This window comes from Flavobacterium marginilacus, assembly GCF_026870155.1.
GTDB classification, from domain to species: Bacteria; Bacteroidota; Bacteroidia; order Flavobacteriales; family Flavobacteriaceae; genus Flavobacterium; species Flavobacterium marginilacus.
Window position 1 is genome coordinate 3,391,884 of sequence record NZ_CP113975.1, and the last position, 17,906, is coordinate 3,409,789.

Here is a 17,906-nt window from a genome sequence, read left to right on the forward strand (position 1 = left end):
AAAAGGGCCGAATCAGCGCAATGATGATTTGGCCCTTTTGCTTTATGATGGCACGCCCAAATAAAATGCAGCAGACTATTTTGGCTATACTTTGGCTTCTATCAAAGGGATGAAACTGTTTTTTGGTGCTTCACACAAAGAACAGCAATAGTCCTCTGGTAAATCTTTGAAAAGAATTCCTTTTTCGATGCCTTGAATGACATCGCCATATTCGGAATTATATATGGTTAAACACTCCTGACATTGATGAATATCTAGTGCTTTGGTTTCTTTTTTAGCTTTGGCATTTTGAAATTCTAATACACTGGTGCCTAATTCTTCAAAATATTTTTTACTCAATTCGATAAGAATATTGGGTAATTCCAATTTATCGACGTCTTGTGCATGTACGACGTATTCGCGGGTGTTAGGATCGAAATTTTTGGCATGAAGCACATTAAAGGTGTCTCGTATTTTAATCGATTCGAGATCTTTTGGCGGATCGTTTTTTTCAATTACTATTGAGGTAAAATAATGCCCATCACGGTTATAATCAGACAATCCGAAGGTAAGACCATAGGTACTGATGTCAAACTGATCCAGTGTGCGTACTAGGAACGTTTTTAGATTCAATGCCCATTCCATCGCTACAGGCAAATGCCAGTTAAGCTCAAGAAGGGAGTGGCGCACATTGATTCCTTTTTTGCCTAAGAACTTTTCCCAGTCAAGTTTTCGCTCTTTTGGGATTCCTTTTACGATAAAGGATTTCCAAGGGGTAATACATATTTTTCCAATCTTGCAGTCAAAACATAAATCACACATTTCTTTTAGGAACTGCAGATCATACAGGTTGTTGCGCCAGTAAAGTCCAAGCCAGTACTGATCGATTCCGAGTCTGTTCATGCCTTCGTAATACGGGAAAGGATAAAACGAAATGTTCAACGGCTGATCAATTGTTCTGTTATTGGTGTCCAATTCACTAACGAGCTGGAAAATCATATCAATTGTATCCGGTTCTTCCTGAAGAATTTTTTCTATTTCGTAGTAGACTTTTCCAATGTCCCAGCTGTAGATCAATACTGGAAAAAGTTCCATTTTGTCCCATTTTGGGAGACGTATGTACAAAAACCAATAGTCTTCGTGATGTGAGGCTATAAAGTTGATGTGCCCTGTAAACAGCGGAACGATTTGCTGCTTGGGATCGGTTATATTGACCTTAAGTTTTGGATTTTCCTTGAACTGCTCAAGGATATAAAGGAATTTATTTCCTGTAAGCCAAGGTGTATTACTCAAAATATCGGTCGCTACGTAAGACGAAACGATATTGTTACCGCTTTTTTCATTGGGATATACAAAATGATGTTTTCCAATTTTTTCGGCAGTATTACTTTGGAATCCTTTTGGGAATATGATGTCCTGTCTTGATCCAAAAGAGATGGCGTCAAGTCCTTGCTCCAGCCCCATATTTACAATTTCTCGTAATTCCCCCGGAGATATTACTCCGCCTTTTACAATGAGTCTCGTTAATTCCATTTTTTTTTGTTTATGGTTTATAGTTTTTTGTTTATAGCTGCTCAACAACAAACTATTAACAACAAACAATAAACTTATTTACACTTCGCTAATATCTCTTTTACTTCAGTTTTACAGCTGCCACAGCCTAATCCTGCACCAGTGGTTTTGCATAATTCTGTAAAATTGGTTACACCGCTTTTAATGGTTTCTTCAATGTTACCATGTCCAACCTGACTGCAGGAACAAACTAATTTCCCTATAACAGGTTTAGCTTCTGATCCGCTTCCTCTTAATAAAGTGTTGCGCTTGTCGGCCAATTCGATTTTGCTTTCAATCATTGTTTTGAATTCGGCAAATTCGTTTTTATCACCCATCAGGATAGCACCTACGAGTAAATCATTCTTTACGATGCATTTTTTATAATAGCGTTTTCCTAAATCGGCAAAAACAATTTCTTCATAGGAATCATCATTTTCCGGCACTTCAATTTCACCAATAGAACACAGATTAATGTCTTCTAGTTTCAGAATATTCATCAGTACTGATCCTTTGTAAAAACTGCTGATGTCGCCTCCAATAAAGTTAGCTAAAATGTCGGCTTGTTCTTCGGCAGCAGAAGTGATTCCGAATAATTGATTGTTGAATTCGGCAATTTCGCCTATCGCAAACACATCAGGATTGGAAGTTTGTAAATACTGATTTACTTTTACACCACGGCCGCATGCGAGACCTGTTTCTTTGGCCAATTCAATATTTGGAATAGTTCCAATAGTATAAACAATAGCATTTGCGGTTAGAATTCGTCCGCTTTTTAGAGCGATTTCTATTTCGTTCGCATTTTCGGTTTCGAATACGGTGCTTACCTCATTATCAAAATAAATCTGAATATCTCTTAACTGTACTTCTTCAGCCAATAGTTTACTGGAAATACGATCCAACTGACGTTCCATTAATCTGGAAGCTCTTTGTATAATTGTTATTTTGACTTTTTTATGTTTAAGCGCCGCTGCTAATTCCAGCCCTAACAGACCGCCGCCTACAATGACTACATGCTGTTCTTCGGCTGGAAGTCTGGTTCCGTCTAAGTAGTCTTTTAATCGGTCGGCATCATTTTTCTTTCTAATGGTAAAACGGCCTGGCAGATGCAGCTGTGCATTTTCGGGAATAAAAGGACGGCTTCCCGTTGCCATAATCAAGGTATCAAACTGATGTTTTATGCCTTGACTGTCTGTTATTATTTTATCCGCTGCGTTTACGTTTTCAATAGCAACGCCCGATTTCATTGTAATGTTTAATTGTCCTAAAGCATCATCTTTTATTTTCAAAAGACTTTCCCAAGACAATTCTGCAGTAACATATTCCGGTAATAAAACGCGGTTATAAAATGGGTTTTCCTCGTTTGAGAAAACAATAATTTCATCGGTATTATTAATTTCCCGATAATTCTGAATGAAACGGAAAGCAGCAGCACCAGCACCAATTACAGCAATCTTTTGGAAAGGCTTAACGTATTTTGTTACGCATACCGTGGTGAATTTAAAATCGGGTTCTTTGGAGATTGGATCAACGAGCGTATTAGTCAGATTGTTAGTTCTGTTCAAATCATTATCCAATTGTTTTCCCCAGTGCATTGGCAAAAACAGAACACCTTCTTTTATAGTATCAGTTATTTTAGCTTTAACGCGTACTTCACCATTCTTGCTGGAAACCACAACAATATCCCCGTTTTTGATTCTTGACTTGTAAGCATCAATAGGATTTATTTCAAGCACAGGACTTGGGGTATGTGTCATTAATCGGGACACTTTTCCAGTTTTGGTCATAGTGTGCCATTGATCACGAATTCGGCCTGTGGTTAATATAAACGGATATTGTTCTGATGGTTCTTCTGAAGTATTCTTAATGCTGGCCGGAATATTGAAGATCGCTTTTTTTGTAGGCGTAAAGAATTTTTTATCCGAAAATAAACGCGGTGTTCCCGAATGTCCATAATCTGGAACCGGCCATTGAAAAGTCCCTTCGTTTTTCAGCCTTGAATAATTTAAATACGAAACATCTATGTTGGTGCCTTTTGTCATCAGACAGTATTCTTTGTAAACAGCTTCGGTATTTTCAAAATTAAAACCTGAGAATTTCATTTTTTTGGCAAAATTCAACAAGATTTCAACATCAGATAATGCTTCACCGGGAGGGTTAATTCCTTTTGGCAGATACGATATACGGCGCTCGGAGTTGGTCATCGTACCTTCTTTTTCAAGCCAGCCAGCTGCAGGCAGTAATAAATCGGCAAATTTTGCCGTGTCTGCACTATGAGAAATATCCTGAACGACAACAAATTTAGCATTTTGCAGTGCTTTTTCAACTCTGCGGGAATCAGGCAAACTTACCATCGGATTGGTGCAGATAATCCAAACCGCTTTCATTTTTCCAGATTCTAAAGCATCAAACATTTCAGTTGCTGTCAATCCAGGTTTTTCTGAAATAGATTCTACACCCCAAAAATCAGCAACTTCTTTACGGTGATCAGGGTTTCCTAATTCTTTATGAACTGCCAATAAATTAGCCATCCCTCCCACTTCTCGCCCTCCCATTGCATTGGGTTGTCCTGTTAATGAGAATGGCCCCGATCCCGGTTTTCCTATCTGACCAGTAAGTAATGACAGGTTTAATAAAGCGGTATTTTTATCAACACCAATAGCACTTTGATTAAGCCCCATAGCCCACATAGAAATAAATCCTCTGGCTTTGCCAATCATTTCTGCAGCTAAGTGAATATCATTTACGGTAACGCCGCAAATTTTGGATGCATTTTCATAAGAACTGCTATTTACAAGGTCTTTGTACAGCTGAAAGTTTTCGGTATGATTTTTCACAAAATCCGAATCGACATATCCTTTCTCGATTAATCGTTTTCCAATGGCATGGTATAAAACAATATCAGTACCAGGAAGAATCTGCAAATGTAAATCGGCAGTCAGCGCCGAATCCGTTTTTCTTGGATCGACAACGATTATTTTTACTTTAGGATTTTTTTCTTTATGCTGTTCCAGTCTTCTAAAAAGAATTGGATGGCAAAAAGCTGGATTTGCCCCCGTTATCATGAAAGTATCAGCCAGTTCAATATCTGCATAAGCGATTGGAACTGAGTCTTCACCAAATGTTTTTTTGTAGCCAGCAACTGCCGAACTCATACAGAGTCTGGAGTTTGTGTCAATATTATTAGTTTTTAGAAAGCCTTTTACTAATTTGTTAACCAGATAATATTCTTCGGTCAAGCATTGTCCGGAGATATAAAAACCAACACTGTCCGGTCCGTGTTTTTTTATGATAGAAGAAAAAACAGCTGCTGCACGGTCAAGAGCTGCGTCCCAGCTTACTCTTTCTTTTGGATGTGATTTACTCCATCTCATTTCGGGATACAAAATCCTGTCCGAAGTATCATTGACAACATAATGTAAGTTCATCCCTTTTGAACAAAGCATTCCTCTGTTTACCGGATGATCTTTATCGCCTGTAACCGTCACTCCATTTTTAGAATCATTTTTTACAATAATTCCGCATCCTACTCCACAATAGGAACACGTAGTTTTGATTTCTGTATTTTGCATTATGTATATCTTTGATTTATAAAGTAATCATCTTAGGATCATTTGTACACTGTACAGAGACAAAAATAAGTAATAATTACGTATTAATACGTATTAAACTAGTTTTATTTCACTCTTTGCAATCAATATAATTAGAATGCTAAAAATAGGTTCAATATTTTGAATTATTAGAAGAATTGACCACTCCTGAAGAATAATAATTGATGTTTTGCAAGTTTGACAAAAAAGAGAAAGCAGATAACAGCAACAGAAAGCAGTAAATTGACAACCAGAATCTTCAGCCCTAAATAATAAATTTTAATCCAAAATCTTCCTTTGGGCGTGCCCCTTCGTGAAAAACTTCGGGTCATGCTGTTCGTTCCCGCTTTTTTTCATTTCAATTGCCACAGGTTTAAAACCATGGCAATTAAAATAAAAAAAGAGCTCCACTGCCATCATTCACGCAAACCATAACCATTTCATTAAATATTTAAAGAACATCAATTTTCATAAATTAGTTCTAAAAAAAAACTGATGCATCAAATGAGAAGCATCAGTTTTTTAAGGATTGAAATCTGTTTTTGGCGGTATTTTCTCTTTGTTTCTAAAATCTAAACTAGTTTTTTAAACCAATTTTAAAACTGTTGATATATTCTACAGGTTTTCGTCCGTCGTAATTCTTATCATCAATGAATTCGTTTGTTTCCGGCTTGAATCCATCGGTAACCGGAATATCAGATTCGATAATAAAACCTTCTTCCAGTAATAATTTTGCAGCCTGAAACCAAATTTCAGGTTTATAAACTTCTTTGATTTTGCTGATATACCAGTCGTTTGTTTTAGGTTCAGCTATTTGTCCCCATCGTTTCATTTGTGTCATAAACCAAATTCCGTCTGAATAATAAGGATAAGTCGCATTGTATTTGAAGAAAATATTAAAATCAGGCACTAAACGCACGTCTCCTTTTTCGAATTCAAAAGTTCCTAACATCGAATTATCAATCACTCGTTTACTTCCGTCCACATAAGCCGATTTGGATAAAATGCGGGTAGCTTCTTTTCTGTTTTCAGGATTATCCAGCCATTTTCCAGCTTTAATCAATGCTTTAGTAATCGCAGTAGCCGTATTTGGATATTTGGTAACAAACTCTTTTGTCATTACAAACACTTTTTCGGGATGATTCTTCCAGATTTCCTTACTTGTAACAATTGGAACACCAATACTTTCTTCAACTGCCTGCTGATTCCATGGTTCACCAACACAATAGCCGTTGATGATTCCTGCTTTTAGTGTTTCGGGCATTTGCGGAGGCGCAGTAATATTCAATTGCACATCAGCACCGCTGTTTCCTTTACTCCCCTGAATGTTATTATTGGAATAAAATCCAGGATTTATTCCGCCTGCAGCCAGCCAGTAGCGCAGCTGATAATTGTGTGTTGAATAGGCACCTACAATACCAAATGTAAAAGGTTTATTTGTTTTTTTATAAAAATTTAAAACTGGTTTTAATGCATACGATGGAATAGGATGAACAGGTTTTCCATATTCCTGTGGGATACTGTCTTTTATTTTTGCCCAAGCCTCGTTTGATACCGTAATAGCATTTCCGTTTAAATCCATAGAATAAGAAGTAACCAGCTGTGCCTGTCTTCCGCATCCTACTGCCGCCGCTATAGGCTGTCCGGCAAGCATCTGAGCTCCGTCAAGCTGATTTTCAATTACTTTATCTAGAATTTCCTTCCAATTTGCTTGCGCTTCTAAATTTACAGTAAGTCCTTCATCTTCAAAATATCCTAAGAATTTTGCAATTGCTAAAGGTGCCATATCCGTAAGTTTAATAAAACCAATATTTAAAATGGCTTTTTCTACAGGCAGCTTTTTTGTTTTTGGAGGATTTTCGTCATCAGCACTCTTGCGTCCATGTACAGTTTTCTTTTTTAAAATAGGATTGATCGAACTTGGACTTTTAAAAGCGGTAACAGTAAACACTATTACCAAAAGGGCAATTAATTTTGAGGCAGATTTTCTCATGGTCTTTTGATTTTGGCAGTTAATAGTTGAGTTAGATAAAAATTTTATCAGTATTTGTATTCGTAAGACTGGTTGGTTTTTAAAATAAAAACTGCTCTCCAGATAAGAGTTTTGCAGGGCAGCTATACACAAGTAACTAAATAGGCATTATTTTTTCGGTCCATTTCTTTGGAAAAACTGGCTGCTTTTCATTCATCATTTTGGTCATTGTCAAGTGCATCCAGATTAAACAGGCTGTCACTAAATAAGTAATCATTACTCCATTTAGTATCCAGCAGGCAAAACACACCCTAAAAGCTAATGCATTTAAAAATAAAATTCGGTGTGAAAGTGAAAGTGAATTTGTTATTGACATACTACATATTTCTTACACAAATCTAAGTAGTATACTGAGTTTGAAACCTGCCAAAACGCAGTTTTATAAAAATAATTAAGTATTTATACTTATTTTTACAAAAAAAATTAAGCAGTTCATTTATTTATCAGGAATTCTGGGGATAATTTTTTATAATAATAAACAGCTAAGTATTATGCATCAGGCAAAAAAAAGCTGTCAGAAATGATTCTAACAGCTTTATAAGATTTTAAAACATTGGTTTTTCTATTATTTTAATTTTTGCGGTCTAATGTTTTATATAAAACCGGCTGTTTTTCATTCATGATTCTGCTGATGGTGTAATGCATCCGAATTAAGCAGATGCTTAAAATATAAGAATAAAAAGCCATGAACTAGACCATATTCCTGTTGTTGTCAATAAATAACTAAAGATGATGGAACCAAAAAAACCTCCAAGTCCTAAATAGCCTACCATTCCGCATACAATGCCTATCTGAGCTGGGAAATATTCTGGAATGTGTTCGCTGCAGTGCCTATTTCCCATATAATACCGATGAGTATTATCAAAAAAAGATACACCCCCACATATTAGCATCAAACTGGATTCGGGTAATTCCTTTAGCAATTAATTCTTTTCTATTAACAATCTGGTTTTGGATGTTACCCTAAAATGGATGTTAAGCAGTAGGATTAGAAATCCTTACAATTAAGTTTTTCGTTATAATAACGAATATTCGGTTGCTTTGTTAGAAAGCTCCATCAGGTTTTTTACTTTTAATTTTTTCATTAGGTTAAAACGGTGTACCTCGGCAGTTCTTTTGCTGATATCTAATGCTTCGGCTATTTCCTTATTACCTTTTCCGCTGAGCAAAAGTTTTAAAATTTCTTTTTCTCTTTTGGTAATTACCTGATCTTCTCCCAATGATTGTTTTGGCTCTGCAATAAGTGACGGATTGGTAAGCTGCCCAATTAATATAGAAGAGATATCACCGCTAAAATATTTTCCGCCGTTGGAAACAGTATGAACTGCTTTTAAAAATTCTTCTTTACTTGAACCTTTAAGTAAGTAACCATCTGCTCCCGCTTGAATAGATTTTAATACGTATTCTTCGGACTCATGCATCGAAAGCATTATGATTTTTACAAAATTATTTTTGCTTCTTAATTGTTCGACAACTTCTATCCCTGTAAGATTAGGCATTCTGATGTCAAGAATCAACAAGTCTGGTTTTAGTTCATCTATTGCTGTCAGTGCTTCGAGACCATCTGTCGCTTCGCCTATAACAGTAATATTGGCTTCGTTTTCTAATAAAGATTTTATGCCGTCTCTTACAAAAACATGATCATCTGCAAGGACTACTTGAATTTTATCACTCATACTATACTTATTACTCATCTTACGTTTTTACGTAGATTCATCTAATTTGCATGCTAAGATACGTATTTTTTGAGTTTTTAATTAAAAAAATCAATTACAATTGCAATATCGAATTTGAACAGCAATACCAATCGCATTGAAATTCAAATAGCTATTGAAATTTAAATAGGAATATTAAAAGTAATCCTCGTTCCTTCGTTTGGTATTGAATTGAAGAAAACACGGCCATTGATGTATTGAATGCGTTCTTTCATGAAAAGCATACCCATTCCAGATTCGCTGTTTCTCTTTTTCTCCACAGCATTAATATCAAATCCTTTTCCGTTATCATCAACAGTAATACTTAAAAGTGTGGCACTATGTGAAAGCTGCACGATAATATGAGTTGAATCGGCGTATTTTATAGCGTTATTAATAGCTTCTTGGGTTAATCGATAAATATTTATCTCGATTAAAGAATCCAATCGAGCGTTGAAATCGGTTTTGTTGTAAAATAAAATATTCTTTCCTGTTAGTTTTGAAAGTTCTGCCGTAAGTTTTGAAAGCGCTGGATTAATTCCGTGGTCACTTAATTCAGGAGGCATTAAATTGAAAGTAGCCGTACGGACTCCTTTTATGATGTCAAGAGACAGTTTTTTCAGATAGTCTATTTTTACAGCCGCTTTTTCTTTATCTTCTAGATTTATACTTTCGAGACTGAATTTTAATCCTGTAAGCATCTGTCCTATTCCATCATGAATTTCCCGAGCAATTCTATTTTGCTCATTCTCTTGATTTTCGACAATTTTACTTGAAATTATTTTTTGCTGATTCAGCTTATTTTCAATATTTGCCGTATTCAAACGCTCAACTTCCTGAACCGCTTTTTTACGTTCGGTAATATCAAAACAGATAATTAAAAGCTCCGATTCGTCTTTTCTTATCGTAACAGGCACCATCGATAAATCCAGCCAAAGCGATTGTTCGTTTCTGGTAGTGATATTTAATTCTCCCTGCCAGCCTCTGCGGTGGTTTTCCAGTATAATGCGGTCTATAAAAAGCTGTTCCTTTTCAATTGGAGTAAGTACCTGCCCAAATTTTTTGTCTGAAAGAAAAGGATTATACTGAAGTAGTTTAGAAAATTTCTCTCCAATATGAATAATAGTGCCGTCGGTCGCAATTCTGCAGTAAAGCAGTGTATTCTCCATCGCATAATTGAGAGATTTTAGTTCTTTTACTGAGTTTTCTTTGGCTTCGCTGATGATTTCGGAGTTCTGCGCCAGTTTTAACGCCTTTTTTTCCGATGACAGTAAAGTAGAAATAAGCAGTTCTACACTTTTATTAGTAGGTTTGAAAATAAATATAAATTCCAGCAGTAAAACCAATAATGTAAAAGCTAGAATACCATATTCAGTTTTGCGCTGCAGGGTTACTTTTTCAAGAGCCTCTCTATCGTATTCAGTTACAATCTGGTTCATTTTCGAAAGAAAAACCGATTCGTTTTCGAGTATGGTTTGTACCAGTTTTTGATTTTCCTGCTGATTTTTGTTTTCTTTTTTGTTTTCCAAAAAAGTACTGCCGGCTTTAATTATGATATCAAAATTTGGTTTCAGATTCTCGAAATCCTTATTGAGAATAGGATTTTTTTCCCTTGGAAAACCTAACTTATTATTTCCGTTTACGAGAGAATAATGATTAAATTTCCACTGAGAAATAGTATTTGAAATGGTATTTATCTGTTTCTTTTCCTGTAAAGAATCAGTTATAAAATTAAGGATCAGGATTTCTTTAGTCAGTTTCTGGCTCAGCATTCTCTGCTTCCCCGAAATGTTTATTATTTTGGAATCGCTGAGCTGACTGTAAAGATTATATTGGATAAGCAATTGACTCAAAAGTACAGTGACGGCAATGGTAATTAAGGCGAATATATACATTCGCCTTAATTTTTTGAAAGTCATTTTGTCGTATGATACTTTGGATTTTTTTTTCATGAAGACCGTACCTTTTTTTCTGCCAAAGATTAAAAAGATTTTTATAGTTTTTAATAAACTAATCTATGAAAATCTTTTTAATCTACAGCCTTATTCTTTTAAACAACAATCCAATTACAATCCTAAAGAATCTTTTATTAACTGAAGATTTTCTGGTGTGTAACTAATTTTCAAAGCTTCCTGATGTCCTTTATCAGACATTTTATTCCAGGTTTTCAGAATGATGTTTTTCAGTTTTTCAGTATCGTGTTTTTGGACAAAAGGATCCAGATAAAATTCTAAAAACACTAAACAGATAACATCCTCAAGAAGTTGTGTTTCTTCGTCTTTTTTAAGCAGTTTTTTTTCAATCAGGAAAGATACACGATCGATAAAAGTATCTTCATATCCTGCTTTTTTCAATATTTCAGCAGTCGTTTTGGCATGGAATTTTTTTAAATCTTCTCTCCATTTCAAATAGCCGACACGGTCCATCGGATACGATTCTCTTGGCATTTTCCAGCGGCAGATGTGCTGTGCCTTAGCTGCTATCTGAACTGCTTCTGAAGCATTGGGCTGAAAATCCATCAGCCTTTCATACATTCTGTCCGAATACAATAATTCTTTCGGATAGGTTATTTCTTGGTATATTTCATTATTTGGATCGGCTTCGTTTTCTGCATCAATCCACGCACTGGCGTTTAAGAAGGGAATAGTTTTCATTTTGGAATAGTGTATATATTCAAAGATACATACATTATTCTAAAAACCCAACGAATACTTCATCACCTTCTACTTTCACAGGATAAGTTGCGATTGAATAGTCTTCACCATTTAAATTAGAACCATCAACCAATGAGAATGTTTTTTTATGCATTGGACATGCAATTTTTGGAACATCATCAGCAGAACCGGTCATTCCTCTGGATAAAACCATTTCCATTTTGTGAGGACAGGCATTTTGACAGGCGTACCAAGCGTTTCTTCTTTCGAAATTAAAAATGGCAATCTGTTTGTTTTTATACTTGATGCATCCGCCTCTGTTACTTGGAAAATCTTTAATGTTTCCAGCTTTGAACCAAATTTTCACTTCGCTTGTGTTTACCGTTTTGTATTGGCTTAATAGATCTTCCATGGGATTTAGTTTTTTGTTTTCAGATCCCGGCCCCGCCATGAGGATTAGCAGAACCGAGAGCGGAAAAGTATTGTTATTAAGTTGCTATTTCGCAAAGATTCACAATATGAACCCAAAGACACGAGAAGATAATTTTCTGTTTGTAGTTGTCTTTGCTGTTGTTTTTTTATTTTAAATTTTCGCGAATCTCTTTGTATTCTTTGTGAATCTTTGTGAAATAATTATATTTAAATTTGTATTATCGAACAATTAGTACCTACCAAGGTCTTGGCATTTTTTGATCTCTTAACGGCACGTATTCAATGTTGTCATCTTTCTCATCCGTATTCACAAAGTGACTGAAACGTTTCATCAATCTTGGTTTTTCAAGTACTTGTTTCCACTCACATTCGAAAGTTCCAACTAGTGATTCCATCTCAGTTTCCAATGTTTCGCAAATACCTAAACGGTCATGAATAATAACTTCTTTTAGGTAATCCAAACCGCCTTCCAGTTTTTCTAACCAAGTAGATGTTCTGACTAATGGTCCTGCAGTACGGATATAATACATAAGGAAACGATCCATATATTTGAAAACAGTTTCTTTATTTATTTGTTCAGCCAATAAAACAGCGTGTTTTGGATTGGCCCCGCCATTACCACAGATGTAAAGATTCCAGCCGCCTTCAACAGCAATTACTCCAAAATCTTTTCCTCTCGCCTCGGCACATTCTCTGATACAGGCAGAAACTCCTCCTTTTAATTTATGAGGAGAACGAATTCCTCTGTAACGATTTTCTAATTCGATGGCAAAAGTTGTACTGTCATCCATTCCATAACGGCACCACGTATTACCCACACAGCTTTTTACGGCTCTTAATGATTTTCCATAAGCATGTCCGCTTTCAAAACCATTATCGATTAATACTTTCCAGATTTTTGGCAGATCATCCAAGTGGGCTCCGAATAAATCGACACGCTGTGCTCCGGTTATTTTAGTGTATAAATCAAATTGTTTAGCAACTTCACCGATCACTATTAATTTTTCAGGAGTGATTTCACCACCAGCAATTCTTGGCACAACAGAATAAGTTCCGTTTCTTTGAATGTTTGCTAAATACCTATCGTTGGTATCCTGTGTAGTTACGTGCTTATTAGCAGTGTCATTATAAATACTGGAGAAAATTGAAGCTACAACCGGTTTACAGATTTCGCATCCGTCACCTTTTCCATGATGATCAATTACTTCATAATAATTAGTGTATTTATTGATTTTTACAAGGTCAAATAATTCTTGTCTTGTATAACTAAAGTGCTCACAGATACTTTCTTTTACTTCTCTTCCTATTGATTTTTGAGCTGCTTTTACTAAGTCAGCTACCATTGGTTTACAGCCTCCGCAACCTGAAGTAGCTTTGGTAAGCTTAACAACATCTGAAAAAGTTTCACAAGTTCCGTCAGTTATTGAACAGCAGATAGCACCTTTGGTCACGTTTTCGCAAGAGCAGATAACCGCTGTATCAGGCAGGTCAGATGCACTGCCAAGTGTAGATCCTTCTCCACCGCGCGAACCAAGAATTAAATCTTCCGGGTTTGCAGGCAAGGCCATTGCATTGGCATAAATTTGGAACAGACCGTTGTAATCTGATGAATCTCCTACAAGGATTCCGCCCAATAATGTTTTTCCGTCTTTGGTAACATTGATTCTTTTGTAAATACCGCTGAATTTGTTTTCATAAACAATTGCAGTAACATCTTCGTTTTCAATAAAAGGATCACCAAAGCTCGCAACTTCAACTCCAATTAGTTTCAATTGAGTTGACATATCGATGGTTTCTCTCATCGTTTTATTCCCATTAAGGATTTGTTCGGCAGCAACATCAGCCATTTCGTAGCCAGGAGCCACAAGACCATATATCATTTGATTGTATAAAGCAGCCTCACCTATAGCATAGATATTAGGATCTGATGTCTGCATTTTATTGTTTACCACAATACCGCCTCTAACGCCTACTTCGAGTCCGGAAACTCTTCCCAGTTCGTCGCGGGGTTTAATTCCGGCTGATATAACCAACATATCAACTTTTAACAAATCGTCATTGGCAAACATCATTCCTTTTATACTCTCTTCTCCATCTATATATTGAGTTGCTTTATTTAGATGAATACCTATATTTAATTCTTCTATTTTAGATTGAAGCATATCACTTGCGCCTTGATCCAATTGTCTTGGCATCAATCGCGGAGCAAATTCTACTACATGAGGATTTAATCCTAAATCGCGAACAGCTTTTGCTGCCTCAAGCCCTAATAAACCTCCTCCAAGAACCGCTGCTTCAGTAGACCCATTGGCTTTTATTTTTTTGGCGTAAGCCATAATAGCATCAAGATCTTCAATGGTTCTGTAAACAAAAACCCCTTCTTTTTCCACACCGTCAATTGGCGGTACAAATGCAGCTGACCCAGTAGCCAAAACTAAGTAATCATACTGATATGTTTTTTCTAAGTGTGTGTGTATCGTTTTTTGTTCTCTATTGATATCTGTAATTAACTCCGAAGTGTTTAATATGATGTTATTCTCCTTATACCATGATCCCGTTGAAAGAGACAGGTCTTCAGCGCTTTTCCCTGCAAAGTATTCACTTAGGTGAACCCTGTCATAAGCGCGTCTTGGTTCTTCTCCAAATACTGTAATTTGATAATTCTCTTGCCCAGATTTCGAAATGAATTTCTCGCAAAATTTATAACCTACCATGCCGTTTCCGACTACTATCACATTAATCATAATCTGTTAATTAAGTATTACTACGCAAACATACGTATAAATACTTAATTTATATACTTATTTTTAGATTTTTTTTCTAAAATAGAATCATTTTTAATAACTATTGCTCGAATCATACGTAAATACATACTTAGACTACATACGTCCACTCATTTAAGCACATTAAATAGCTACAAAGCACTTACTTACAAACTACTTAGAGAAACTAACAAAAACACTTAATATTTTATGACTGTCCGCAAATAATACCATGTATTTTTTTTTGCCACTGATTACAAAGATTCTCATAGATTTCATTATTGTTTTTTTTAAAATATCTGTGTAAATCTTTTTGAATCAAGACCATTTAAAGTGATTTACAGGAAACATTGAGTGCTGGATGCAGTTTAATAAAATTGAAATTGCTCAACATTCGCTTCAATAATCGTCTTTACAAATGATAACAAATGAAATTAAAAAACAAGCCTGCTTGATATAATTTCACAGCCTAAAAAAGCATAAAGCAACTGCCTGTTTGTTAAATTGAGCTACTCGTTCACACACTTTTATTATCTTAGTGCAAAAATTAAAGGTTTCGAAAGTGACTGACATTTGAAAAACATTTTACATAAAACAGCATCTAAAAAAATGACAAAAATAGCTTTAATAACAGGCGCAACTTCAGGAATAGGAAAAGCCACAGCAATCAAATTGGCCGAAAACGGATATGATTTAATCATCTGCGGACGCCGTGCTGAAAAACTCGAAGAATTAAAAAGTACATTGGCCGAAAACATAAAAGTTCATAGTTTAATCTTTGATGTCAGAGACAGAAAAGAAGTTGAACTACAGCTTAATTCACTGCCAAATGAATGGAAAAATATTGACGTTCTAGTAAACAGTGCTGGTAATGCTCATGGACTTTCTACTATCGACAATGGCGATATCGAAGACTGGGACGTAATGATTGACGGAAACGTAAAAGGATTATTGTATGTTTCCAAAGCCATAATTCCGCAGATGGTAGAAAGAAAAAAGGGCCATATTATCAATTTGAGTTCAGTTGCAGGAAAACAAACCTATGCGAACGGTGCCGTGTACTGCGCCTCAAAAAAAGCGGTTGAAGCCATCAGCGAAGGAATGCGTCTTGACTTAACCCAGCACGGGATTAAAATTACAAATATTGCACCAGGAGCCGTTGCAACTGAGTTTTCAGAAGTCCGATTCAAAGGTGACACAGAAAGAGCCCAAAAAGTATATGAAGGCTACGACCCGTTATTAGCCGAAGATATAGCCGATTTTATTGCTTATGCTGTCAATGCTCCAGATCGTGTAACAATTGCCGATGTAACAATATATGCTAAAGCACAATCGGCTCCTACTATGATCTATAAAAAATAAAAGTCTTTTTTCACCCGCACAGATGTCCCTGAGCAACGATAATGAATTGCATTCTACCCCATTGTTGTTTAAATCTGATCGCTCAGATCTAAACAATAATTTTGCCTATTTTATAAAGTCAAAATATTTTATCAATTCTATTTGCAATAAGAAAATAAGTTTAGTTCAAAGTAAAAACTCAAAAAAACTATATTTTAATCACTATTAAATACTATTTTTATGAAGATTTAACGTTGAAATAACTTTAAAAAATAACAAAATGAAAAAAATTATTTGTCTATTGCTAATTTTAGTTTTCGCATCTTTTACAACTTCAAAAGAAACAATAACAGTTTCAGGAAAAATAACAAATACCGAAGATGGAAAAATTAGAATTAAAGGAGAATCATTTGATAAAGAAATTAAACTAAAACCAGATGGCAGTTTTCTAGAAAATTTATCTATAGAATATGATGGGCTGTACATGATTGGAACAGCTAAAAACAATTTCCCTATCTATTTATCAAAACAATCAAAATTAGCAATAAATGCTGACGACAAAAACTTCAATTCTACATTAAAATACACAGGAAAAGGGAGTATCGAAAATCAATATCTTGCTAAAAAACAACTCATAACTACTGTAACCGCTCCCGAAGAGCTTTATAAACTAGACGAAAAAGTATTCTTAAATAAACTCCAAAAAATCAAAAATTCTGTAACTATTTTATATGGTAACACAAAGTTTACTGATACCTATTTCAAAGAAAAAGAAGATAGAAGTATTCATTATTTAGAACAGAAATATTTATTGACTTATAAAAAATATCATTATAACTATGCAAAATTAAAAGACTTTAAAGTTTCAGAAACATTCCCGCAAATTGATGAAACAATTGACTTGGATAATAATAATGATTTTTTATTTTCAGATGAATATAAAGAAATTGTTATGACTAAATTTTATGAAAACATTAAAGGGGATGATTATAGTTTTTTCATTTCGGCAAGAAATGCAATTCCAGAAATTAAAGCTCTTAAAAGTCAAAGTATAAAAAATCGTTTAATTGAAAACTCGATAAATGATATTAGTATTGAAAATCCAAATTACGAAAAAACATACAATGAATTTTTATCAATTGTAACTGATTTAAAACTAAAAGAAAAACTTACCCAAAATTATAATGCAACAAATGTATTAAAACCTGGAAATCCCTCTCCAAAATTTGATTATAAAAATCAAAAAGGGGGAAAAACTTCTTTGGAAAATCTAAAAGGTAAATACATTTACATAGATCTTTGGGCTACATGGTGCGCACCCTGCCGCCAGGAAATCCCATTCCTTCAGAAAGTGGAAGAACAATATAGAGAAAAAAACATTGAATTTGTAAGTATTTCAATAGATGCAATAGAGGATCAGGAAAAATGGAGCAAATTTGTTATAGAACAAAAATTAGGTGGAATTCAATTATTGGCAGATAAAGAATGGGAATCACAATTTTTGAAAGATTATGGAGTCAATGGAGTCCCAACATTTATTCTTATTAACCCTGAAGGTAATATCATCAGCGCCCATGCCCCTAGACCATCTGACACTAAACTTATTGATTTATTCAACAGTCTAAAAATATAATTTAAAAGCCATTTTTAAGTTTTTTTTTACACAAATAAGTAAAAAACTGATTATTATAAGATTAAGTCAGCTAAGTGTAAAACACACAATAATTCCGAATAATTATATAACAGCATATCGCCTTATTTAATTCATTTTTACAGAAAATTAAATAAGGCATCATGAAAAAATCAATTATACTATTCGGAATTATTGCACTTGCATTCTTATCCTGTAAAATATGGTGATGAAAATAAAG

General features: G+C 34.8%; 12 protein-coding genes. 2 read left to right on the forward strand and 10 right to left on the reverse strand.

Features of this window, described 5'->3' with window-relative positions; genetic code table 11:
• Positions 1–84: 84 nt before the first annotated feature.
• From OZP07_RS14015 to nirB, 10 genes are all read right to left on the reverse strand, one after another.
• Positions 85–1,512, reverse strand: a complete 1,428-nt coding sequence (locus tag OZP07_RS14015) for a rubredoxin (protein ID WP_281635581.1) — start codon at positions 1,510–1,512, stop codon at positions 85–87.
• A 74-nt stretch (positions 1,513–1,586) separates the two neighbouring features.
• Complete coding sequence (locus OZP07_RS14020; RefSeq protein WP_281635582.1) at positions 1,587–5,102, reverse strand: nitrate reductase; 3,516 nt, start codon at positions 5,100–5,102, stop codon at positions 1,587–1,589.
• Between the two features lie 595 nt (positions 5,103–5,697).
• Positions 5,698–7,113 carry a CmpA/NrtA family ABC transporter substrate-binding protein gene (locus tag OZP07_RS14025; protein WP_281635583.1) on the reverse strand — a complete coding sequence of 472 codons (1,416 nt, stop codon included), beginning with the start codon at positions 7,111–7,113 and terminating at the stop codon, positions 5,698–5,700.
• A gap of 136 nt (positions 7,114–7,249) precedes the next feature.
• Positions 7,250–7,468 (reverse strand): hypothetical protein, encoded by a 219-nt coding sequence (locus tag OZP07_RS14030; RefSeq protein ID WP_194639651.1) that lies wholly within the window; start codon positions 7,466–7,468, stop codon positions 7,250–7,252.
• Between the two features lie 346 nt (positions 7,469–7,814).
• Positions 7,815–8,045, reverse strand: a complete 231-nt coding sequence (locus OZP07_RS22165; RefSeq protein ID WP_349293638.1) for a hypothetical protein — start codon at positions 8,043–8,045, stop codon at positions 7,815–7,817.
• A gap of 123 nt (positions 8,046–8,168) precedes the next feature.
• The gene (locus OZP07_RS14040) at positions 8,169–8,828 is read right to left on the reverse strand and encodes a response regulator transcription factor (RefSeq protein ID WP_194638998.1); all 660 of its coding nucleotides are present in this window, start codon (positions 8,826–8,828) and stop codon (positions 8,169–8,171) included.
• Between the two features lie 161 nt (positions 8,829–8,989).
• Positions 8,990–10,798: a sensor histidine kinase gene (locus tag OZP07_RS14045; protein ID WP_194639000.1), complete on the reverse strand. Its 1,809-nt coding sequence runs from the start codon at positions 10,796–10,798 to the stop codon at positions 8,990–8,992.
• Between the two features lie 114 nt (positions 10,799–10,912).
• The gene (locus tag OZP07_RS14050) at positions 10,913–11,500 is read right to left on the reverse strand and encodes a DUF4202 domain-containing protein (protein ID WP_281635584.1); all 588 of its coding nucleotides are present in this window, start codon (positions 11,498–11,500) and stop codon (positions 10,913–10,915) included.
• 34 nt (positions 11,501–11,534) lie between these two features.
• Positions 11,535–11,912: a nitrite reductase small subunit NirD gene (nirD, locus tag OZP07_RS14055; RefSeq protein WP_194639003.1), complete on the reverse strand. Its 378-nt coding sequence runs from the start codon at positions 11,910–11,912 to the stop codon at positions 11,535–11,537.
• A 256-nt stretch (positions 11,913–12,168) separates the two neighbouring features.
• Entirely contained in the window at positions 12,169–14,676 is a 2,508-nt protein-coding gene (gene nirB, locus OZP07_RS14060; protein ID WP_281635585.1) for a nitrite reductase large subunit NirB, read from the reverse strand.
• 627 nt (positions 14,677–15,303) lie between these two features.
• On the opposite strand from nirB, the gene OZP07_RS14065 reads away from it, so the two are divergent.
• Both OZP07_RS14065 and OZP07_RS14070 read left to right on the forward strand, forming a co-directional pair.
• The gene (locus OZP07_RS14065; RefSeq protein ID WP_281635586.1) at positions 15,304–16,056 is read left to right on the forward strand and encodes an SDR family NAD(P)-dependent oxidoreductase; all 753 of its coding nucleotides are present in this window, start codon (positions 15,304–15,306) and stop codon (positions 16,054–16,056) included.
• Positions 16,057–16,315: 259 nt separating this feature from the next.
• Complete coding sequence (locus OZP07_RS14070) at positions 16,316–17,668, forward strand: TlpA family protein disulfide reductase (protein ID WP_281635587.1); 1,353 nt, start codon at positions 16,316–16,318, stop codon at positions 17,666–17,668.
• Positions 17,669–17,906 lie beyond the last annotated feature (238 nt).